Origin of the sequence: Flavobacterium sp. 1 (assembly GCF_002797935.1) — a bacterium.
Lineage (GTDB): Bacteria > Bacteroidota > Bacteroidia > Flavobacteriales > Flavobacteriaceae > Flavobacterium.
The window spans coordinates 440,248-461,802 of sequence record NZ_PGER01000001.1; the positions used below are offsets into that span (position 1 = coordinate 440,248).

16 protein-coding genes are annotated in these 21,555 nt (G+C 36.1%); 6 read left to right on the forward strand and 10 right to left on the reverse strand.

Annotation, left to right across the window (positions count from 1 at the left end):
- Positions 1-6: 6 nt before the first annotated feature.
- From CLU83_RS02015 to CLU83_RS02055, 9 genes are all read right to left on the reverse strand, one after another.
- Positions 7-2,250, reverse strand: coding sequence for a HEAT repeat domain-containing protein (locus CLU83_RS02015; RefSeq protein ID WP_198512232.1), 2,244 nt, complete (start codon positions 2,248-2,250; stop codon positions 7-9).
- Positions 2,251-2,389: 139 nt separating this feature from the next.
- A complete protein-coding gene (locus CLU83_RS02020) occupies positions 2,390-2,569 on the reverse strand; it encodes a hypothetical protein (protein WP_100430075.1) in 180 nt (59 codons plus the stop codon).
- Positions 2,570-2,669: 100 nt separating this feature from the next.
- The gene (locus tag CLU83_RS02025) at positions 2,670-2,984 is read right to left on the reverse strand and encodes a cupin domain-containing protein (RefSeq protein ID WP_232726932.1); all 315 of its coding nucleotides are present in this window, start codon (positions 2,982-2,984) and stop codon (positions 2,670-2,672) included.
- 187 nt (positions 2,985-3,171) lie between these two features.
- On the reverse strand, positions 3,172-3,468 hold the full coding sequence (trxA, locus tag CLU83_RS02030) for a thioredoxin (protein WP_100430076.1): 297 nt from the start codon (positions 3,466-3,468) through the stop codon (positions 3,172-3,174).
- Positions 3,465-3,668 (reverse strand): hypothetical protein, encoded by a 204-nt coding sequence (locus tag CLU83_RS02035; protein ID WP_100430077.1) that lies wholly within the window; start codon positions 3,666-3,668, stop codon positions 3,465-3,467. Before CLU83_RS02035 ends, trxA begins: the two co-directional genes overlap by 4 nt.
- Positions 3,665-4,258 (reverse strand): methyltransferase domain-containing protein, encoded by a 594-nt coding sequence (locus CLU83_RS02040; protein WP_100430078.1) that lies wholly within the window; start codon positions 4,256-4,258, stop codon positions 3,665-3,667. Before CLU83_RS02040 ends, CLU83_RS02035 begins: the two co-directional genes overlap by 4 nt.
- A gap of 81 nt (positions 4,259-4,339) precedes the next feature.
- Entirely contained in the window at positions 4,340-5,749 is a 1,410-nt protein-coding gene (locus tag CLU83_RS02045) for a rhodanese-like domain-containing protein (protein ID WP_100430079.1), read from the reverse strand.
- A gap of 68 nt (positions 5,750-5,817) precedes the next feature.
- Positions 5,818-6,603 (reverse strand): sulfite exporter TauE/SafE family protein, encoded by a 786-nt coding sequence (locus CLU83_RS02050; RefSeq protein ID WP_100430080.1) that lies wholly within the window; start codon positions 6,601-6,603, stop codon positions 5,818-5,820.
- Between the two features lie 97 nt (positions 6,604-6,700).
- Complete coding sequence (locus tag CLU83_RS02055; RefSeq protein ID WP_100430081.1) at positions 6,701-7,327, reverse strand: Crp/Fnr family transcriptional regulator; 627 nt, start codon at positions 7,325-7,327, stop codon at positions 6,701-6,703.
- A gap of 207 nt (positions 7,328-7,534) precedes the next feature.
- Between CLU83_RS02055 and CLU83_RS02060 the strand changes: the two genes are divergently transcribed.
- From CLU83_RS02060 to CLU83_RS02085, 5 genes are all read left to right on the forward strand, one after another.
- Entirely contained in the window at positions 7,535-7,840 is a 306-nt protein-coding gene (locus tag CLU83_RS02060) for a rhodanese-like domain-containing protein (protein WP_100430082.1), read from the forward strand.
- A gap of 66 nt (positions 7,841-7,906) precedes the next feature.
- Positions 7,907-9,487: an NADP-dependent glyceraldehyde-3-phosphate dehydrogenase gene (locus CLU83_RS02065; protein WP_100430083.1), complete on the forward strand. Its 1,581-nt coding sequence runs from the start codon at positions 7,907-7,909 to the stop codon at positions 9,485-9,487.
- A 456-nt stretch (positions 9,488-9,943) separates the two neighbouring features.
- Entirely contained in the window at positions 9,944-16,660 is a 6,717-nt protein-coding gene (locus tag CLU83_RS02070; protein ID WP_100430084.1) for a PKD domain-containing protein, read from the forward strand.
- Between the two features lie 8 nt (positions 16,661-16,668).
- Positions 16,669-17,661: a PorP/SprF family type IX secretion system membrane protein gene (locus tag CLU83_RS02075; protein WP_100430085.1), complete on the forward strand. Its 993-nt coding sequence runs from the start codon at positions 16,669-16,671 to the stop codon at positions 17,659-17,661.
- A gap of 864 nt (positions 17,662-18,525) precedes the next feature.
- Entirely contained in the window at positions 18,526-18,927 is a 402-nt protein-coding gene (locus CLU83_RS02085; RefSeq protein WP_100430087.1) for a cytochrome c, read from the forward strand.
- Positions 18,928-19,161: 234 nt separating this feature from the next.
- Here the strand turns inward: CLU83_RS02085 and CLU83_RS02090 are convergent, their stop codons facing one another.
- On the reverse strand, positions 19,162-20,076 hold the full coding sequence (locus CLU83_RS02090; protein WP_100430088.1) for a right-handed parallel beta-helix repeat-containing protein: 915 nt from the start codon (positions 20,074-20,076) through the stop codon (positions 19,162-19,164).
- 737 nt (positions 20,077-20,813) lie between these two features.
- Here CLU83_RS02090 and CLU83_RS02100 point away from each other — a divergent pair.
- A complete protein-coding gene (locus tag CLU83_RS02100) occupies positions 20,814-21,467 on the forward strand; it encodes a TetR/AcrR family transcriptional regulator (protein WP_232726933.1) in 654 nt (217 codons plus the stop codon).
- The last annotated feature ends 88 nt before the right edge of the window (positions 21,468-21,555 follow it).

Here is a 21,555-nt window from a genome sequence, read left to right on the forward strand (position 1 = left end):
TTACCGTTATTGCACACCTAAACTTTTAAACAATTCCTGATAATTTGGATTATTCGGATCCATTTGTTTCAAACGGGAAGCTGTTTGCTGTGCTTTTGTCTTATTATCTGCTTGGATATGCACAAAAGTGAGCGCATAGTATAAATCAGGTGTGTCAGAATTTATGGCAATTCCTTTCTGTAAAACAGCTTCGGCTTCTTTGAATTTTTTCCTGCTGTTCAGCATCAAGCCATAATTGTAATAAACTCTTGGATTTTGTGATTTTAAAGCTATTGCTTTGGCAAAAGAAGCTTCGGCAGCTACAGTATCATTCATTTCATTATAAAGCAAGGCTAAATTATAATAAATGCGTTCGTTGTTTGGGTCATTTTTTAAAGCTTTTTGCAATACATGCATTGAAGCATCATTTTTGCCAACGGCATTATAGAGCGAAGATAAATTGAGCAGGGCATAATTCATTAGGCTGTCTTTTTTGAGACCTTTTAGATAGAAAGACTCCGCATTTACATAATCCTGTATTCTAAGATAATAATCGGCCAGCATTATATTTCCTGTCGAAAAATCGGTTTGATATTTAAGAAAGCTAATTAACTCCTGATTGGCGCTTTCAAAAGCATTTGCATATTGGCTTGGAATTTGTTCTTTAGGAATTGTTATAAAAAGGTCAGCTGCAGCGATACGAACAGCTCTTGCTTTATCGGACAGTAAATCTCCTGTTTTTTCAATCCAATTGCTGGGCGGAAAACTGGATAAACTGCGTAAAGCTCTATAGCGGATCTGTGCATCTTTATGGCTTAAACAGGACAGGAGCGTATTTAGGCTGGTTTTGGTATTGAAACTGCCCAAATAGAAAACCGCAGTGGCCTTAATGATATTTGGAGTTGTTGGAGTATTGATTAATTGTATCAGATGAGGTTCGCTGTTATTGTCCAGTTTGCTTCCGGGAATTAAATCATCTGCAAAATGGTACTTTCGGGTAGGACCATACCATTTAATTACCGCATCGGCCAAGGCTTTTTCAGATTTGTCTTTGTGACAGTTACTGCAGGCATTCGGTGTGCCGTATTTGACCGAAAGATCGGGACGGGGAACTCTAAAACTATGGTCATGTCGCAAATCATTGCCCATGTATAATTTTCCGGGCATGTGACAGTTTACACAAAGAGAGCCTTTGGATCCGGTTATATGAAAAGTATGTTTTGGTGTGTCGTATTTTTTTGGAATATGGCATTGCACACACGTTTGATTGCTGATGTGTTTCAGTTTGATACTGTGCGGATTGTGACAATTACTGCATTTAACCCCTTTGCTGTACATTTTACTTTGCAAAAAAGAAGTATAAATATAATCTTCATCCTTTACCTGTCCGTCGGCTTGGAAAAACTCGGTATCGGGAATCTGCGGAATGTAATTATCCATTATTTCTTGGCTCTCGATATGCTTTGGGCTGATTTCGGAAACGCGTGCATGACAAGGTGCACAAGTATTGATTTGTTCCAATTGTCCCGAATTTTTGCCCAGTTTTATAAAACTGCTGGTTATTTTATTTCCAGATTTGTAATCAGAACCGTTTACGTAATTCAAATGCTTTTGACCAGCGCCGTGACAACTTTCGCAGCTTACATTAATAACGCTGTAGCTGGTTTTGTAGGTATCAGTTTTGGTGTCGTAATTTTTATGGAGGTTAGTCGAATGACAAGTGGCACACATCGTGTTCCAGTTTTGGGCATTGCCTGTCCAATGCAGCCAGTCGTGAGAAGGTATTTTTTGACCCGCATACTGATTGAACCATTTTTTTTTATTGACATCCCAACTTAATCGGGGAACCTGCATTCTTCCCCCCGGAAAATGGATCAGATATTGTTGCAAAGGTTTGTAGCCAAAGATATATTTTACTTCAAAATCATGATTTTTACCATCGGATCCTTCGGTATTGATGAAAAATTTAGAGCCTTTTTTAAAGAATCTGCTCGTAATACCATCAGCGATGAAAATTACATTATTGAAATCTCCTTTTACAGTCGAATCATTGGCAGGAAGCATTGACATATAATGGTCGGACTGTTTCCATTGATGATGTTCGGCAGTATGGCATTTTACACAGGATTTGTCACCTGTGTATGCATTGTTGGCAGAGAGAGCCTCGGTATATTCAGTATCTTTTGAACTGCAGCTGTCAACAATGAAAACTCTAAAAATTACATAGAGAATGAGAAGAACTGTTATAACAATTGATGACTTTTTGAGCATAAAAGAAAGGTTTCTCAAAAATATGGAATTATCAAATAGAAGCAAAGGGATTTTTTGCCTGTAATTGTAATAGTTTTGTAAAAAAAAGAGTGCTTTGAATATACAAAACACTCTTTCGGGGCATTATAAATTAATTACATTACGCTTTCTTTGTAGTTGTTTTAGCAGAACAGCAAGACTTTTTAGATTTGTCGCATGCTTTTTTTTCTTTGGCAGAACATTCTTTTTTAGGAGTTTCTTTTGGCTTAGTTTCTTGAGCGCTTACATTCATACCTGCTGAAAAAAGAGCTACTGCTAAAATGGTGATTAGGTTTTTCATTTTTTTGATTTTTGATTTTAAAGTGGTTCAAAAGTATTATTTTTTTTGAATCAGAATCATTAATTAACTTTTTTATAACGTAATGAAATCAACTGATAATCTATTCTTTGGGGTATTTTTGCATTACTAAATATTTCAATTCTGTGTCCCCAGCATTGCTAATTCCATGTTCTATATTGGAGGGACAATAAAAACTGGTGTAAGCTCCTGCAGTTATAGTTTTTCCATTTAAATAAAAAGTGGCTGTTCCTTCTAAAATAAAAAAGAATTCTTCTTGAACATGTTTGTGTGGGGGATGGGTAGACTGATGGGGGTTAACAATACTCATTTTAATTGTATTACCATTAGCAAAATCTTTATCAATAAAACCAGTATTGATATCCGACGTTTGTTTTTTTGGCTTTGTCCAATTCAAAATGATTAACACAGTTTTCGACGGTATATTTTTTTTCTTTTAAATCTGCCACTTTTTTTGTCTCTTGAGCAATGATTGATTGCTGTGCTGCCAAAACTATGATTAGAATTTTAATAAACTGAGTTACTCTCATGGAGTTAATATTTATTTCTTAAGTGGTATCATATCTTTATAGTTGATGCTATATTCAATACTTCTGATTTATTACTTTAATTAGCTCAGAGCTGCTTAGAACGCCAGATTGTCTCCATAACTGCTTTCCGTTTTGGAAAAGAATCATAGTAGGGACTCCACGAACCTGATATTGTGAAGCGATTTGCTGGTTTTTGTCCACATCAATTTTGATGATTGAAATCCGATCGCCCAATTCGTCTTTTACTTGTTTTAAAATAGGTGCTAATGTTTGGCAAGGGCCGCACCATGTGGCAAAAAAATCGACCAGAACTGGTTTTTCAGACTGGATTATGTCGTTGAAAGTACTCATTTTTTATGGTGTTTGTTTTTGGGAACGGCACAGCCTTTTGGTCCGCATCCTGAATTAAATAGTGCTTGAATAAAGAAAAACATCCCAAAGATAATAAAAAACCATTCGTGTGTATTGTAGGCCTGCACGAATAAAAATACGGCAAAAGCTAAACGGAAAATCCGCATGACGTGCCAGTTGCTTAACAGTAATTCTTTCATTTTTTTGGTTTATTTTTTTGAAATTCTATCCATAATTCGGATCCGGCTCTTGGTGCCACGGAGTTTAGGCAAACTTCCATTTTTAGAAAATCGAAATTGTTCTTAAAAAGCATTTCATATTCTTCTTGGCTTCCGCCAAACGGTGGGACATTTTCGAAAGTTCGGTTGAATAATAGTCCAGCGATTTTTCCTTCTTCGGCTAACAGCTGATGCATTTTTGAAACGTATTTTTTACGCATTTCGGTAGGCAAAGCACAAAAGAAAGTTTGTTCTATTATTAAATCATATTCTCCCTGATGTTCAAAAAAGTCTCCTAACAGAATATTGATATTGTGATTGTTTTTGAATTTTATTTTCAGGTTTTCGACCAAGGTAGGAGCGATATCGATAACAGTAATATTTGTAAATCCTTGTTCTAAAAGATATTCGGCTTCGTATGAGTTTCCGCATCCAGGAATTAAGATTCGAATGTTTTTATCTTTTAAAATATCAATATAACTTTTAATTGGAGGAGAAATTGTCCCGAGATCCCAACCTGTTGTATTGTTTTGATATTGATTGTCCCAAAAAGTTTGATTGCTGTTTTCCATTTTTGTTTGATGGTCTTGGGTGTTCTCGCCCTAATTATTCTTTTTATTTTTTGAAATTGCCATTGAAATTGATTTTTGCTATTACAGTTTACTTTGGCATATAAAATCGGTTCTGGGAACATCGGTTTTTGCAATGGCATTGAATCCGCCTTCGATCTCGCTGAAATTTCGAAAACCCCGCGCTTGCAAAATAGACCCTGCAATCATGCTGCGATAACCACCCGCACAATGCATGAAAAAGGGTTCGTTTGGATTGATATCTTTAATCCAATCGTTGATGTTGGCTAGTGGTTTGCAATAGGCTTCGGCCACATGCTCGGCACTGTATTCTGTTTCTTTGCGAATATCAATAATTTTGCTTTCGCCAATTTTTACTTGTTTTTGAAACTCGGCAGCGGTGATTCGGTTTATGGAGTCAATGTCTTTTCCTGATTTTTTCCAAGCTTCAAAACCTCCTTCTAAATGGCCGACCAAATTATCAAAACCTACACGGCTCAAGCGGGTTACGGTTTCTTCTTCCCGTCCCAGTTCGGTAATTAGCAAAATGGGCTGTTTAACATTGGCAATCAAAGCGCCTACCCAAGGGGCAAAATCGCCATCAATACCTATGTTTATGGACTGCGGAATAAAGCCTTTGGCAAAATCACCGTTTTTTCGGGTATCTAAAATCAATGCTCCAGTTTCGTCTGCAACTGACTCAAATTTGGCCACCGATAAAGCGTTCATACCATGTTCCAAAACTTCCTGAAAGCTGTCATATCCTTTTTTATTCATCGCGACATTCATCCCAAAATAGGCTGGGGGAGGAAGCAATCCATCGGTCACTTCGGTTATGAATTCGGCTTCGGTCATGTTGGCTCTCAAAGCGTAATTGTTAGCTTTTTGATTCCCAATAGTCGAAACCGTTTCTTTGCTCATATTTTTGCCGCAAGCACTGCCAGCGCCGTGAGCAGGATATACAATAACGTCATCTGCCAAGGTCATAACTTTGTCTCTTAGAGAATGAAATAGTAATCCAGCCAACTGTTCCTGAGTCATTGAAGCTGCCTTTTGAGCGAGATCAGGTCTTCCTACATCGCCAATAAACAAAGTATCTCCGGAGAAAACAGCATGATCTTTTCCGTTTTCGTCAATCAGTAAATAAGTAGAACTTTCCATCGTATGTCCAGGAGTATGCAGGACTTTTATTTTGATCTTACCTATTTCGAATAATTGATTATCGGTTGTAACGATAGCTTCGAATTCGGGTTTTGCTGTTGGTCCATAAACGATTGGAGCGCCAGTTTCTTTGCTTAAATCAAGATGCCCTGAAACAAAATCGGCATGAAAATGGGTTTCAAAAATATATTTCAGCTTCACGCCATCGCGGGCAATTCTTTCCAAATAAGGCTGTGTTTCTCTTAACGGGTCAATTATAGCCGCTTCGCCATTGGAAGTGATATAATAGGCACCTTGCGCTAAACATCCTGTATATATTTGTTCTATATGCATGATTTTAATTTTATGAGTTACAAAGTTACTCGTGTTTTATGATATTGTCTGTGATAAAAATTACATTATTAAAAAAACATTTCCTTGACAATGATATAAATTCCCATTACCAAAATGAACCAGCCAAAAATAGGCTTGAGTTTGTTTCCGTCTATTTTTTTTGATAATCGTGTACCAATAATCATTCCGATGAAAGCCATGCTGGAAATGCTTGCTAAAAAAAAGTAATTGATAGATGTATTAATGTATAAATCACCTAAAAATCCAATAGCTGAATTTATAAATATAATCAATAATGAAGTGCCTACTGCCTGTTTCATGGGTAAATTAGCAAAAAACAAAAGGGCAGGAATGATTAAAAAACCACCGCCAGCGCCCAGAAAACCAGTTATGATTCCCACTATTGCTCCTATTAGGGCTAATTGCCAATAATTTGTATTTGCAGTTTGTATTTGAGTTTTGGCTTTGGCAATCATCGAAAAAGAAGCCGTTATCATCAGGATTGCAAAAATGATCATGATTAGAAAACCCTTGGTAACTTGAAAATTATTTATGGTAAAAAGTAAATTTGGAATCTTCAAAATGATTACTTCCCGAATAACCAATATCGAAAATACTGAAGGAACAGCAAAATATAATGCCGATTTGATTCTGAGGTTTCCCATTCTATAATGGCTGAAACATCCAGATAAAGCTGTAATTCCTACGATGAATAAGGAATAGCTGGTCGCCAATTTGGGGTCAATCTTAAATAAATAGACCAATATGGGAATGGTCAAAATAGAACCGCCACCACCGATTAACCCTAAAGAAAGCCCTATTATGACTGATGCCAAATAACCAAAGTATTCCATGTTTTGCTTTTATTTCCGGCAAAGGTGCAAAGACTATTGCAGATGTTTGGTAACTTTTGTCACTTTAAAAAAGTTTTTGGAATTTGTTTTTTTTAATCTACATCAAAATCTCGATTTGGCTGCGGTGCAAAACGACCAAGCCTCTTTGCTCCATTTTTTTGAGCAGTCTTGAAATAACTTCTCTGGAAGTATTCAAATCAGATCCAATTTCCTGATGGGAAAGTTTTAGTTCTTTGCATCCACAGGCTTCAACTTGGCGTTTTAGATAAAATTCCAGACGTTCATCCATTGCTCTAAATGCAATGCTGTCAATTACTTCCAGCACTTCTTCAAAGCGATTACGGTAGGAGCCTATAACAAATTCGTACCAGCTTCGGTGCTGCATCATCCATTTGTCCATCATAGTCAATGGGAGCATAATGATTTCAGAATCTTCAACTGCTTTTGCCATGATTTGGCTTTTTTCATTCTTGATTGCACAAACCATAGATAAGGCGCATGCTTGTCCCGGCTGTATGTAATACATGAAAAATTCCCCTCCATCACTGTCTTCACGATAGATCTTAATTGCTCCTTTAACTAAAAGGATAGTATTTTTTATGTATTGTCCAGTGCGTATAATCACTTCTCCAGCATTAAAGGTTTTGATGATTTCACTTGCTTTGATGTCTTGAATCAATTCGTTTGAAAAGGATGGGAATGTTTTTTTTAACAGCTCTGGCATTTTGTTTTTATTTAGAAATTAGTTGGAAATGCAACAGCGTAAAAATACTAAAAATAGAAACTTAATTTATAATTGAAATTCAGTATCATATCCTGTAGAAATATTTTTGGTATCACGAAAACGTTTTCTTTAATTTATTGTATAATTCACAAAAAAGAGGTGTATTGTTTGAGGAAAATCTCGTATTTTTACGAAAAAATATATATTATGAATTTGACACAAGAAGAATGGGTTTCTCAAATGGAAGCCGATGAAAATGCAGTCCTGTTAGATGTAAGAACCGAAGACGAGTGCGATCAAGGCATAATAGAAGGTTCTATTAATATTGATATTCATAAAGGTCAGGAGTTTGTAGACGCTATTGCTGCATTAGATAAAAGTAAAAATTATTATGTGTACTGCCGCTCAGGAATGAGAAGCGCTAAAGCATGTGAGATTATGAACGAGCTAGGTATAGATAATGCCTATAACTTACTCGGCGGCATTATAGAATGGGAAGGTGATATCGTTTAACATCACATAAAGAGGCCGGCGCCTCTTTTTTAAAATTTATTAGGAAATAACCAAAATAACCAAAGAATGAATACAATACCTCAAGAATTTCAAATTACTTCTCTGCTTAATCAAGATACTTATTTGGTAAATGGCGAATTAAAAAAATGGACTGGAAAAACGACACCTGTATATTCAACGATCTCTTCAACTGAAAAGTATGAGCCAACTTTATTAGGATCTATTCCGTTTATGGGAGAAGCAGAAGCGCTGGAGGTAGCAGAATCTGCCAGAGCGGCTTTTGACAACGGACAAGGATTATGGCCAACGATGAAAGTGGTTGACCGTATCAAATGCATGGAAAAGTTTGTTGCACAAATGAAAGAAACCCGTACCGAAGTGGTTAAACTTTTAATGTGGGAAATTGGAAAAACATTGGGCGATTCCGAAAAAGAATTTGACCGTACAGTAGAATACATTCAAGATACTATTGAAAGTTATAAAGAATTGAATAGCCGTTCAGCCTATTTCTCAAAAGTTCAAGGGATAAATGCTATGGTGCGCAGAGGGCCAATCGGAGTTGTATTGTGTTTAGGTCCTTATAATTATCCTTTGAACGAAACCTTTACATTGCTTATTCCAGCTTTGATTATGGGGAATCCTGTAATCTTCAAACCGGCAAAACACGGTGTTTTATTGATATCACCTTTATTAGAAGCTTTTAAAAGCAGTTTTCCAAAAGGAGTAATCAGCATTGTTTATGGCAGAGGAAGAGAAATTGCTTCGCCAATAATGAAATCGGGAAAAGTAGATATTTTGGCTTTGATCGGAAACAGTAAATCGGCTATCGCTTTGCAGGATCAGCATCCAAACAAAAACAGACTGCGTTTAGTATTAGGATTGGAGGCTAAAAATCCAGCGATTATTCTGCCAGATGCCGATTTAGATTTGGCGATTCAAGAATGTATTGCAGGAACTTTATCTTTTAACGGGCAAAGATGTACTGCATTAAAAATTATATACGTTCACGAAAATATAGCAGCTGAATTCAATAAGCGTTTTGCAGAGAAAGTTGATGCTCTAGTTTTTGGAAATCCTTGGGAAAAAGGAGTTTCTTTAACCCCGCTTCCAGAGACCGAAAAACCAGCATATATTCAGGAATTAATTGATGATGCGATCAGTAAAGGTGCTAAAGTGATAAATGCAAAAGGAGGAGAGCATTCTGATAATTATATATTCCCAGCCATTTTGTTTCCAATTAATAAAGACATGCGTGTATATCATGAAGAGCAATTTGGTCCAGTTGTGCCCGTTTTGACTTTCAAAGATATTCAAGAGCCATTGAACGATATGGCCGAATCAAATTATGGACAGCAGGTAAGTTTGTTTGGTAAAAATATCAAAACCATTGCGCCGCTTATTGATACTTTGGTAAATTTAGTGTGCAGGGTAAACCTAAACAGTTCTTGTCAGAGAGGACCAGACGTTTTCCCTTTTACAGGAAGGAAAGATTCTGCTTTCGGGACATTGAGTATACATGATGCGCTGCGTTCTTTCTCAATTAGAACTTTCGTTGCTTCAAAAGACAATGCTTATAACAATGAAATATTGCAGGAATTGTTAAATAGCAAAGAATCGAATTTCATCAATACCGATTATATCTTGTAATCGTTTTTTATACTTTTAAAAAGCCGTCTTATTTTCAGGAATAAGGCGGTTTTTTTTGTCGAAAAAATAAAATTAATGGAGATTGTTGTCAAGCTCTTAATAATCTTCCTTACTCTATTCTGGTTGCGTTTTTTTGATTGTCCGCATTTTGGTTATTATGGATATTAATTGATTTTGAGTGTGTTACTTTAAGTTTTTGTATTAAATTGTTTTATATTTGTAGTAGCCGTCGCATTAATTAGTTTCAAATAAATAGCATTGGATTAATAATGATTGTTCGGCACTTTTGTTTGGAAGATCAAGGAATCTATTATAAATGATCTTTCTCCCTAAGTAACGATTAGAAGCATTCCCCCATTTTAATCGGAGTATCTACCCCCTATAATTTTTTGGATAGCTGTTTAGCATCTACGTACAGAATAATTACAATTAATATTAATTTTTAGTATCTAGATTATGAACCTATGGCTTAAAAACTATTTTGTTTTCTTCTTTCTTTTTCTGTTTATGACTATTCAGGCAAAAAGCTATGGTTCTTTTTTGGCTCTTGACAAAGAGTGGAATAAGTTTAGTTTTGAATTGTTAAACGGCAGCGGAATTATTGGCGATACTATAAAAAATGGAATTTCAACTCAGAAAGAAAATGATACGGTTAAGTCTTTGGTTTCAAAAAATGTCAAAATAGCTTTAGCAGACCCACCTGACGCCTCTCTCGACGGAACTGGTTCAGGTACTACTTATGAAGGTATTCCTGTTTTTAGAAATTGCCTGAATCCTGCATCGGCAATTTTTAATTTTATACAAAATTCAACAACCGCAGCAACAAATGCGAGCTATACAATTCACTGGGGTGATGGGAGTCCTGATTTTACTATTGCAGCTCCGTGGAATGCTATAGAATCTCATACTTATCAGAGAGGATCTTATACTTTGGTATTTACGGTAGTGGGCACAAATGGCGAATCAAGATCAAAAAATTATACTGTTTTTGTTGGGACGGGACCAACTCTTCAATTAAGTAATCCATCAGGGAATGCCATTTGTAAAAATAACGATCTTGCTTTTAGAATTTTTGGAATAGCAGGTAATTCTGCATCTACAATCTACAAAGTATCTTTTAATGATGTGGTTCCTCCAAGTGTGCAGACTTATTCACAACCAGCAGCTGGTGTCGATTTTATAGATGTAACGCATACTTTTGCAAATACTTCCTGCGGGACAAACAGTCAAGTTGGTAATGTTACCTATTCGGATGCATTCTATGCCTCAGTTGAAGGTTCCAATCCATGTGGTGTAGCTTCCAATTTATTAGCGCCTCTTTATGTATCAACAGCTCCAACACCCAATTTTTCGATTTCTGACCCAGCTATTTCTCCAAGTCTAGTACCAATAGGCTGTATTGATAAGACGGTTCGTTTTACCAATACTTCTTTTGGGGGTTCATTGGCAAGTTCACAGGGATGCAATACAAATTCAAAATTTATTTGGACAGTTTCAACTGCTAATTATAGAATAATTGCAGGGTCTCTGGGGAATGATCGAGGTACAATAGATACTGATTTATGGATTTCAGGGACAAAGTTATTGGATTTACAATTTACCGTTCCAGGGACTTATACCATCACTTTGAAAATAGGAAATACATGTGGCACTAGTGAAATAACTAATACCATCTGTATCGAAAGCCCATTGGTTCCCACATTTTCATTAAATACTAATTCCGTTTGCACTACAGCACCAGGTAATGGAGATATAATCGTCAATGATACAACGGATGAGAGCAAATCGTGTAATCCTCCAACGTATAATTGGTCAGTGACTTATTTAGCTTCGAATTGCGGTACGGGTTCTAATTGGAGTTTTACCAACGGAACCAATTCATCTTCCAAAAATCCATCTTTTAAATTTTTGAATCCTGGAACTTATACTTTAAAATTAAATGCAGCCAATGCTTCCTGTGGGACTTTTTCAACATCGCAAGTTATAGAAGTCAAACAGCCGCCTATTGTTACCATAAATGGGCCAGCATCCAAATGTGGAGGATATAATGCAGCATCGCCAGCTTTACCTACGGCAATAGTTCAAAACTGCAGACCAGATTCTAGTACTCTGGCTTATTCTTGGAATTTTCCCGGAGGAAGCCCCGCCAGTTCTTCAAGCCTTAATCCAGGGCCTATAGTTTATCCGCCAAGCACTACAATTCCGGTGGAATACAGTATCGATTTAATGGTAACCAATGATTGCGGAAGCACGACAGCAATAACTTATAAATTTACAATTAAGCCAGTACCACATGTTGCCAATTCCGTTCTTGAACAGACGATCTGCTCGGGTTCAACTTCTACACCAGTAGTGCTAACTTCAGATTATGTTCGAACGCCGCCTGATATTTATTCCTGGACTGCAACTGCAACTGCTGGAGTTACTGGTTTTATAGCTTCAGGAACAGGGGATATTCCGGCTCAGACAATTTCAACCGCTAATGCAAATTCAGGCAGTGTTACTTATGTCATTACTCCATTATCTTTTGGATGCCCTGGACCCGTTACAAATTATGTGATCAAAGTAGATCCCTTGCCTTATTTTACGACACAGCCTGCAGATAATAGTTTGTGTCAAGGAGGTGTAACGAATCCATTAGCCGTTGCTGTTAATGTAACTCCGACTGCTTATCAATGGTATTCGAATACTGCAGATAATACTACTACCGGAATAGCAATTTCTGGGGCAAACAGCTCAACTTTTACGCCACCAAATACATTGGGGATAAACTACTATTATTGTATTGTAACTTTCACAGCAGGAGCATGTACGAGTATAACTTCGAGAGCGGGAAAAGTTGAGGTGGTCGTTTTGCCTGCAATAGATGTGCAGCCTCTTTCGACGCAGAATTTGTGTATAGGCGGGATAACTCCAACACCATTGAAGGTACATTATATTGATGGCTCGGGTACTGCAACTTATCAATGGTACACTAATTCGACCAATTCAAATAGTGGAGGAACTCCTATTGCGAATGCAACTACAGATAGTTTATACGCATCTGCCCAAGCTGTACCAGGGACTTATTATAATTATGTCGTAATCACAATTGCAGGAAATGGATGCGGAACATTAATAAGCAATACAGCAGCAATTGTAACAGTATCCGACCCTGTATTTACTTCAGTGATACCGCTTCCAGATCAGGATGCATGTCAAAGCATTGCACCAATTTCTAATGCATTTCCTTGGAGCGTTACGGTTAGTGGCGGATTGGATATCAACGGAGGCACGACAGGTACTTTTGAGTATAATTATCAATGGTATTTGAATAATAGTTCGTCACCTGTTAATGGAGCAAATTCAGCTAGTTTTACGCCACCAACAGATCAGATAGGGATTTCTGCCTATTCTGTTGAAGTTACGCAATCGAATAATCGAGGCTGTAATATTATAACTCCTTTTACACAAGTGAAAGTCTATCCTCAAGCGGTGATTACTGCTAATCCTGCCTCTGAAAATATTTGTTTCGGAGGTGTATTTTCGCCTTTGAATGTTAGTTATACAGGTTCTTTCGGCACGCCGCAATATCAATGGTTTTCAAATATGACTGCCTCAAATACAGGAGGAACAGCAATATCAGGAGCAAATGCTTCGAGTTATACTCCAACCGATGTTACGACTGCCGTAAAATATTACTACTGTCAAATTTCTTTTCTTTCGGGTGGATGTAACACAATTTCGTCCAATTTTGCAACACTTAACGTTAGTCAGCAAACAACAATTACAACACAGCCCACACCAAGCCAAACCCTTTGCATAGGCGGAACAGCAACATTAATTGTCGTACCAGGAAATGGGGCAGGAACGCCAACCTATCAATGGTTTTCAAATACAGCCAATTCTAATAGTGGAGGAACGGCAATTCTAAATGCAAATAGTGAAAGTTACACGTCTCCTCTATTTACAACAGTGGGATCATTTTATTATTATGTTACCATTCAATACAGCGGAAATGGCTGTACTCTTGTAACGGGTACCGTAGCTGAAATTATTGCAGTTCCAGATCCAACAATAACTGCACAGCCCATAGCAAGCCAGATAATATGTAAAGATGCATTGCCTTTGAAAGTTGTCGTTAGTGGCGGTGCTGGTTCTTATTTGTACCAATGGTATTCAAATGCGGTTAATTCAAACGCAGGAGGAATACTTATAGAAGGAGCAGCTTCGGATACGTTTATTCCTCCAAACGAATCGCCAGCTGAGTTCAGTCCTATAACTAGATACTTTTATTGTGAAATAACACAATCGGGAGTTGGTTGCGGCGTGACTAGCAATACAGCGCAAGTGACAACTTATCCTCTGCCAAAAATTGATGCTCATCCACTATCGAGTGCCATTTGTTTGGGACAAAGCACACCCGATTTATTTGTAACTTCTCATGATGGGGTACGATTTACAGGTTCGCCTGCTTACCAATGGTATTCGAATATAACCAATACAAATAGCGGAGGCACTCCAATTACTGGGGCAAACAATTCGACTTATACTCCTCCTGTTGGAGTCATTAGAACAAATTATTACTATTGTATTATTTCGTTCTTAGGAGGTTGTGGAGATTTAATTTCGAATGTGTGTACAGTTGCAGTAAATCCAGTGCCAGTAATTGCTTCTAAAACAGTGAGTACCTGTGATGGTGTTGTTTTTTTGGCAGAGCCAAATAATCCAATTATAGCGGGTGATACCGTACCTCTGGGGACACTTTATACCTGGTCAAATCCCGTGATAAGTCCTGCAGGAACTATAACAGGCGGAAGCGCACAAGTAACTCCTCAGCCTAATATCAGCCAAACTCTGGTCAATACTTCTGTAAATGCAGCTACGGCGACCTATACCGTTACACCAGTTTCTGGAGCATCATGTGTTGGGGCGAATTTCACTGTTGTTGTAACTGTTAAGCCATCGATGTATGCCAATGAAGTTATTATGAACAGCAAATGCTTTAATGCTCATAATGGTTCTATTGTGACTAATATAACTGGAGGGATTCCCTTTGGCGGAGCCACACCTTATATTCTCTCATGGACTGGACCAAACGCTTTTTCGTCTTCGGCTGCAGCAATTTCATCATTGGCTCCTGGAGTTTATCATTTGAATATAAAAGACAATAGTGGCTGTAAAAATTTTGATAAAGATTACACGGTTACAGAACCTGAAGATATGCTCATCAGTACAGTCAAAGAAAAGGATGTTACTTGTTTTGGATATGGTGACGGCGCTATTGATATTAGCATTACTGGAGGAACTGCACCTTATGTTTATGTCTGGGAAAAAGATGGAGTTTCTTATTCTGTAACTACTGAGGATTTAACAGGTTTAACAGCTGGAAATTATGTGGTTTCAGTAGTGGACAGTAATGGATGTACTCCTGTAAATAATCCAAAAATAGCTTCGTTTACTATTACGCAGCCTCCAGTAATGTTAGTGAGTCTAGTGAGTCAAGTCAATGTAAAATGTTACGGTGATGCCACTGGTGAAATTGTAGTATCGGCAACAGGAGGGACACCGATTCCAGTTGCAAATTATTCCTACGCTTGGACTGGACCAAATGGTTTTACAAGCACCAGCCAGAATTTGACAGGGCTTTTCGCTGGGACTTATAATCTTGTTGTAACAGATCAATTAGGTTGTCAGGTGTTGTTGCAAGTCAGCATTGTCCAAAATAACGAAATTATCATCACGCCAACGGTATCGGCTATCAGTTGTGCGGGTAATAATAATGGTTCAATTAGTGTTGCTGTTAGGGGAGGCGTTCCTCCATATCAATACGTTTGGAGCGATTTTGGCAGTGGCTCTATACGGGATAATCTAGCTCCTGGTAATTATACCTTCACTGTCACTGATGCATTGCTTTGCGCAAAAGAAAAAATGATTAGCGTTCCAGCTCCGCCTCCATTCAATATTAATCCTGTTGTGAGCAATATTTCGTGTTTTGGAATTCACGACGGAAGCATAGTTTTGAATATAAATGGCGGTGTGTCTCCTGTAAAAGTGCTTTGGGACGATAATCCCACGGCTGGGAGCAGTAGGTTTAATTTGGCAGCAGGTACTTATTCGGTTACAATATCGGATGGGCAACCGTGCAGTATTACTGCTTCTTTTGTGATTATAGAGCCTCAGCCTTTAGCGCTTACTGCAAATTTGACGAATGCTTTTGATTGTACCAATGCCAATAGCGGCGCTATAAATCTTTTGGTTTCTGGAGGAACTCCGCCTTTTGCTTATGTGTGGTCAAATGGGGTAACAACCGAGGATTTAGCCAATATTCCTGCGGGAAATTATCTGGTCACTGTTACCGATGCCAGAGGATGCAAAAAACAATCCGAATATGTGATTTATAGACAGCCACCAATTGTAATTGCTGTTGATACCAAAACGAATTATAATTGTGATACCCATCTTGTTGCGCAGACTTTTGTAGCCAAAGTTTCTGGCGGATTACCGCCATATCAATTAACTTGGTCTAGCGGTGTAGTAAGTGGAGCTAATAATGAAATTATGAACACCAGTCAAAATGGTGTGGTTACCCTAACCGCTATAGATGGTTTAGGCTGTCAAGCTCATTATACTTTTGAGGTTAAAATTCCAGAATTGGGTTATCCTGATTTTACGACGAGCTCGTATGCTTATAGTACTTATGGTTTTTATTCTGTGGTGGATCCTATACAATTTAAGAATACTTCCAATGGTGATTTTATTAGTATAGCATGGGATTTTGGAGATGGCAGTGTTTCAAACGAAATAAATCCAACCCATTCCTATTTAACACCGGGACAGTTTACAGTTTTGCAGTCGGTGGCATATTCATTGGGCTGTGTTTATACATATTCCCAAACATTGAATATCGAAAAAGGCTATGAATTAATTTCTCCTACGGGATTTACGCCCAACGGGGATGGGATAAATGATTTTTTTACTCCTCAATTTTTGGGTATGAAGTCAATTAAATTCGAAGTTTACAACACTTGGGGAGTACTCATTTATTCAGAGGAGGGGGAAACTATACGAGGATGGAATGGCTATGTGAAAGATAGGTTTTCAGAAAATGGCAATTACTTCTATAGAATCGTGGCCATTACTTTTTATGGAACCGAAATTAAACAAGAAGGATCTTTTACTTTAATTAAATAAATGAAAACATGAAAATTAAGATACTAGTTTTACTGTCGTCATTCTTTTATACAGTTGCTGTAAGTGCACAAGATCCGGTTTTTACGCAATATTTTATGGTGCCACAGGTTTTAAATCCTGGGTTTACCGGCATGCTTGAAACCACCAATGTCGGAGTGTTGCATAGAACGCAATGGCCGGAATTGGATTTGAGAGTCGATTCGGATTTTGTTTACGCTTATACTTGGAATGAAAATATGAACAGCGGTTTTGGATTGAATGTACTAAGCCAAAGAGAAACATTTTCAGATTATAAATTTTTGGAAGCCAGCCTTGCTTATGCTTATCGGGTGCAGTTGACGGATGAATGGTACTTTCGTCCCGCTGTTGAATTTGGATTTGGATACAAGTCATATGGTTTTCAAAATTTGGTTCTTGGAGACCAAATCAATATTGGATCTGGAAGCATAAATTCAGGAAGTATTGATCCATTAGCATATAATAGGAATCTTAACTTTTTTGATATTTCTGCCGGAATGTTAGTCAATAATGAAAACGGGTGGTTTGGTTTAGCATTAAAACACATTAACAAACCTAATATCTCTTTTGAAAAAGAAGGAAATGTGCCATTGGATCGTTTTTTTTCGGCCAATTTGGGATATGAATTCCTTATTGCCGATTATGTGGATATTATCAGTTTCCCTTATGAAACAAGGCTATTAATGACTACAAATTACATGTCTCAAGGTTCTTTCGACCGTTGGGATTTTGGAACAGGTTTGATTTTTAAAAATTATTTTTTTGGAGTAGGAGCGGCTACAAGTCCATCCAAAAATTCGGTTGACAGCAGTTTTCTGATTTCTATTAATCTTTTTGGAGGATTGCAGTTTGATCATTTTAAATTTGGTTATTCCTATGATTTCAATACGACTCAAATTGGAAAAACGGGAGGGGTTTATGAAATTTCGCTGATGTATATTTTTGATACTGACAGATGCTATAGCTGCCCTAAATATTATTAATTAGTTGGGGGTAATCCATGAAATTTTTATTTAACACATAGAAACATAGGTTTTTATTTAAAAAGAATGCAAAAAAAGAAATACATTTCTTTCACATAGTGAGCTATGTGTATTTTAAAAAAGTGAAACGCCTATTTTTGAGTTTACAAAATCTATGTTTCTATGTGTTGAAAATAATTATACCCAACGGATTGATTATTAAAATAAATATATTCTCGAAAGCATAACTATTATTGCTTAAATTAGTGTTTAATTTCAAAAAAAGGAACGCTATCAAAAAGAAGATAAAAACAGCAGCCAAAACTATCCGCGAACATTTCCATCGCGAGCCTTTTTATGTGCATCCCAAACTGGATTTTATTCCAAATATTGTAATTAACCTTATTACTTTCATTATAGCTTTTGCGTTAATTGGAGGTATCCTTTATTTACTGATAAGCTTTCTTATAAAAGCATTTTATCATTTGTAAACTGTCTTTCAAAATGTTTTTTCGTACTCATCGAACCAATCAAAATGTAAGAGGTTTGTCATTTCTCTCCATGTTATTATTGTTCATAAGAGCCATTTAAAAGATATTCTGCATCAAAACGGGACTGCTCAGGCAATGAATTAACATTTACAGTAAATTCTTTAAAATTGAAAAAAAAATAAAATTCATTTTTGTTAATATTAGTGTGTTTAAGGACGTTACTTCGTTAAATAATATATTGAATAATTGATATTTTGCTTTTTTATTTAAGATTTCTTAATTTTGTCTTGTTATTTTGGTTTTTATTTAAAAAAGTATTGATTTCATGATAATTATCAGGTTTAAGACTATAACGTTTTCTTAAATTTGATGTATAATTAAACAGCACTTAGCCATGAAAACAAAATTTCAATTTTTAGCAATATTAGCTCTGCTAATTGGAACAGGAACAAAGAGTTTTGCGCAGGAAATAAGTTGGGTAGCACCAGAATATTCTAATTCATTGCAAAACCCATTTGTAGGAAATCAAAAAGCAACAGATGAGGGAAAAATAATATTTAATCAGATGTGTGTTTTGTGCCATGGAAATAAGGGGCAGGGGAATGGAGAAGCGGGTCTTACCTTACAGCCGCATCCTGCTAATTTTACTGCTCTTAATGTAATGAATCAAACTGATGGAGCTATTTTCTGGAAAATAACTAATGGTAAAGCACCAATGGCCACTTATTTTGAAATTTTAACTGATAATCAGCGATGGAAGCTGATTAACTATATACGAGAATTAGAAAAAAAATAATTTTGAATTAGTAACCGAATAATTTTTTTTTCACAAACCGTTACCGCTTAAATTTTAAGTGTTAACGGTTTTTTTTCGGATAAATATTTAAATAGATAAATATTTAAATATTAACTAAAAAAAGAAAAAGTTGAGAGATTTTGCAGTAGACAGTCATTATTATAATATGTGCTCCAAAAAAAAGAGGACGCCTAGGTATTAGGCATCCTCAATATATCCAGAAATATTTTTTAATTAATATAGACGTGTAAATAAACCTTTTCCATTTCCAGATCCAGTGCTGCCGGTAATTGTAATGTGACCTGTATTTCCATTACCATCATATCCCCATGCTAAATTATTTGTAGCGGTATTATTGGTTACAGTATGTGCGACAGTTTGTCCAGCACTTCCAAGTTTGAAACCGTTACCATCTCCATTAGTTCCAAAACCATTGTTGCTTGCTGTACAATTTTTGATTGTTACTGTATACGGTTGGCCATAAAGATCCCATCCATCATCTGAATTGTGATTAGCAGTACAGCTTTCGAATACATTATTTTTTCCAGCTGATAATTTACAAGCAAAACCATCTGCATTTTCACCTGCATTTGCAGCATCATAATTGTCATTTGATTTACAAGATTTGATGTAATTGTCATGTGATGCATTGTAGATTTGTAATCCTGAATCTCCATTGGCTGAGGTGGTTACGTTATAGACATAATTATAGCCTCCTGCTTGAAAAACTATCCCGCAATCTGGAGCGTTTTTTACTGTCATATTTGTAATGTTCCAATAGCTTCCGTTTACTTTTACTCCCCAGCTTCCTGATGGTAAGGCAGAACAATTTAAAATACCTCCAGTTAGGTTTATTTTTGAGCTTGAAGTACCGCTTTTTGCTAATTCTAAAGTTTTAGTCAAATTTATTGTGCCGCTAATTGTTATAACATCTCCAGCTGCGGCAGCAGCAACGGCAGTTCTTAAAGCTGCTTCTGTTGTAACTGTTGTCGCTTTTTTAGTAATAGAATTGCTCGAGGTACTGGCTTCCTCTGAATTAATTGTTGTATTAATTGCTGCTTCATTTTCTGTTAATGGAGTGTCGCTGTTTTCACAGGCAGTAAAAGAAATAATTGAAAATAATACTAGTAATTTAAAATTTGTTTTCATAATGGTTACAGTTTTAATTAAATAAATGATTTTTAAAAATTAATATTAGTTATTGGTTGAAAAAATAAAATCAGATTTAATATATTGATTATCAGAATGCAATCGATTACGCAAACTTATGTAAAAAAAATAATACAAACAAAATTTTATGCAAATAAAATGATAAAAAATATTTATTAATAAAATAATTTCATTTAAAAATGAGTATAAATGCAATAAATTAACTAAAAAATATTGTAATTATTAATTATAAGTATTGACCTATATTAAAAAGTAATACAATTGGAAAAAACTTTCAAACGCAGTAATAGCCTGCAATTTTTTTGACTTTGCATTTTTTAAATCATTACAAAATTTTAAATTGAAAAAATTTGTTTTGCTTTTTTTTAATTCTGAAAAAAAAAGAATTTTTAAAAGATTCACGAAAAAGAAAGGAGATTTTTATTCGCTGCATTGGAGCTTCAGAAGTAAGAGTTCCGTGCTCAATGTCATTAAGTTAAGGATTTCTTGCTAAGCTTTTTCTAAATATTGTTCTCACGAAGACGCAAAGGCGAAAAGTTTAGAGCCAATTTCTTTGCGCCTTCGCGACTTTGCGAGAAAAAACAAAGCTTAATTTAATGACATTGCGCTCGCCCCAGCGGGGCATCACTTTTGAAATTATTTTTGTATTTAAAAGACTTCGCCTATCACGGTTAAAATAACTGCTATCAAAAATAAATGATAAAAAGTTTTGATACATGACCAATCGGTCATATATTTGCACTGTAATTTTTCTGAATATAAAAAGTAAAGAAACAATTATCATGGCAAAAGGCGAAGAAACCAGACAATTCATCATAGAAAAAGCAGCTCCGATTTTTAATACAAAAGGGATTGCGGCAACGGCTATGAGTGATATTATGGAGGCTACCAAATTGTCTAAAGGAAGCATGTACGTTCATTTTGAAAATAAAGAAGTCCTTGCCTGCGCTGCTGTAGATTACAATATGAAAGTATTGGGAGATAAATTAATGGCAAGACTGACCAAAAGCAAAACAGCCAAAGAGGAGTTGTTTACGTATATCGATTTCTTTAGTAATGCTGTAAATCCACCGCTTACCGGAGGTTGTCCTTTATTGAATTTCGGAACAGAGGCTGATGACACTAATCCTATCATAAAAGAAAAAATAAATATGGGCATCAATTTAAATCAGAAGATATTAGAAGCCAGCATAAACAAAGGAATTGCCAACTCTGAATTCAGAACTGGCTGGAATGCAGTCGATTTTGCCACCGTAATCGTTGCCATGATGGAAGGCGGTCATTTAATTTCAAGAATGTCAGGCAAAAATGATAAGATGAAAATAATTACCAGTACCCTAAAATCAATGATAGAGGAAAATAGCCTCTAATTTTTTTATTATAAATATGACCGATAGGTCATATTTATAATAAAAAAGTCAAGATCAATAGTAATAAATAATAGTAATCATTTAATAA

Excerpts from the sequence above, each read along its gene's own strand:
- CLU83_RS02015 (WP_198512232.1), bottom strand. The coding sequence starts at position 2,250 with ATGCTCAAAAAGTCATCAATTGTTATAACAGTTCTTCTCATTCTCTAT.
- CLU83_RS02020 (WP_100430075.1), bottom strand. The coding sequence starts at position 2,569 with ATGAAAAACCTAATCACCATTTTAGCAGTAGCTCTTTTTTCAGCAGGT.
- trxA (WP_100430076.1), bottom strand. The coding sequence starts at position 3,468 with ATGAGTACTTTCAACGACATAATCCAGTCTGAAAAACCAGTTCTGGTC.
- CLU83_RS02035 (WP_100430077.1), bottom strand. The coding sequence starts at position 3,668 with ATGAAAGAATTACTGTTAAGCAACTGGCACGTCATGCGGATTTTCCGT.
- CLU83_RS02040 (WP_100430078.1), bottom strand. The coding sequence starts at position 4,258 with ATGGAAAACAGCAATCAAACTTTTTGGGACAATCAATATCAAAACAAT.
- CLU83_RS02045 (WP_100430079.1), bottom strand. The coding sequence starts at position 5,749 with ATGCATATAGAACAAATATATACAGGATGTTTAGCGCAAGGTGCCTAT.
- CLU83_RS02050 (WP_100430080.1), bottom strand. The coding sequence starts at position 6,603 with ATGGAATACTTTGGTTATTTGGCATCAGTCATAATAGGGCTTTCTTTA.
- CLU83_RS02055 (WP_100430081.1), bottom strand. The coding sequence starts at position 7,327 with ATGCCAGAGCTGTTAAAAAAAACATTCCCATCCTTTTCAAACGAATTG.
- CLU83_RS02060 (WP_100430082.1), top strand. The coding sequence starts at position 7,535 with ATGAATTTGACACAAGAAGAATGGGTTTCTCAAATGGAAGCCGATGAA.
- CLU83_RS02065 (WP_100430083.1), top strand. The coding sequence starts at position 7,907 with ATGAATACAATACCTCAAGAATTTCAAATTACTTCTCTGCTTAATCAA.
- CLU83_RS02070 (WP_100430084.1), top strand. The coding sequence starts at position 9,944 with ATGAACCTATGGCTTAAAAACTATTTTGTTTTCTTCTTTCTTTTTCTG.
- CLU83_RS02075 (WP_100430085.1), top strand. The coding sequence starts at position 16,669 with ATGAAAATTAAGATACTAGTTTTACTGTCGTCATTCTTTTATACAGTT.
- CLU83_RS02085 (WP_100430087.1), top strand. The coding sequence starts at position 18,526 with ATGAAAACAAAATTTCAATTTTTAGCAATATTAGCTCTGCTAATTGGA.
- CLU83_RS02090 (WP_100430088.1), bottom strand. The coding sequence starts at position 20,076 with ATGAAAACAAATTTTAAATTACTAGTATTATTTTCAATTATTTCTTTT.
- CLU83_RS02100 (WP_232726933.1), top strand. The coding sequence starts at position 20,814 with ATGACCAATCGGTCATATATTTGCACTGTAATTTTTCTGAATATAAAA.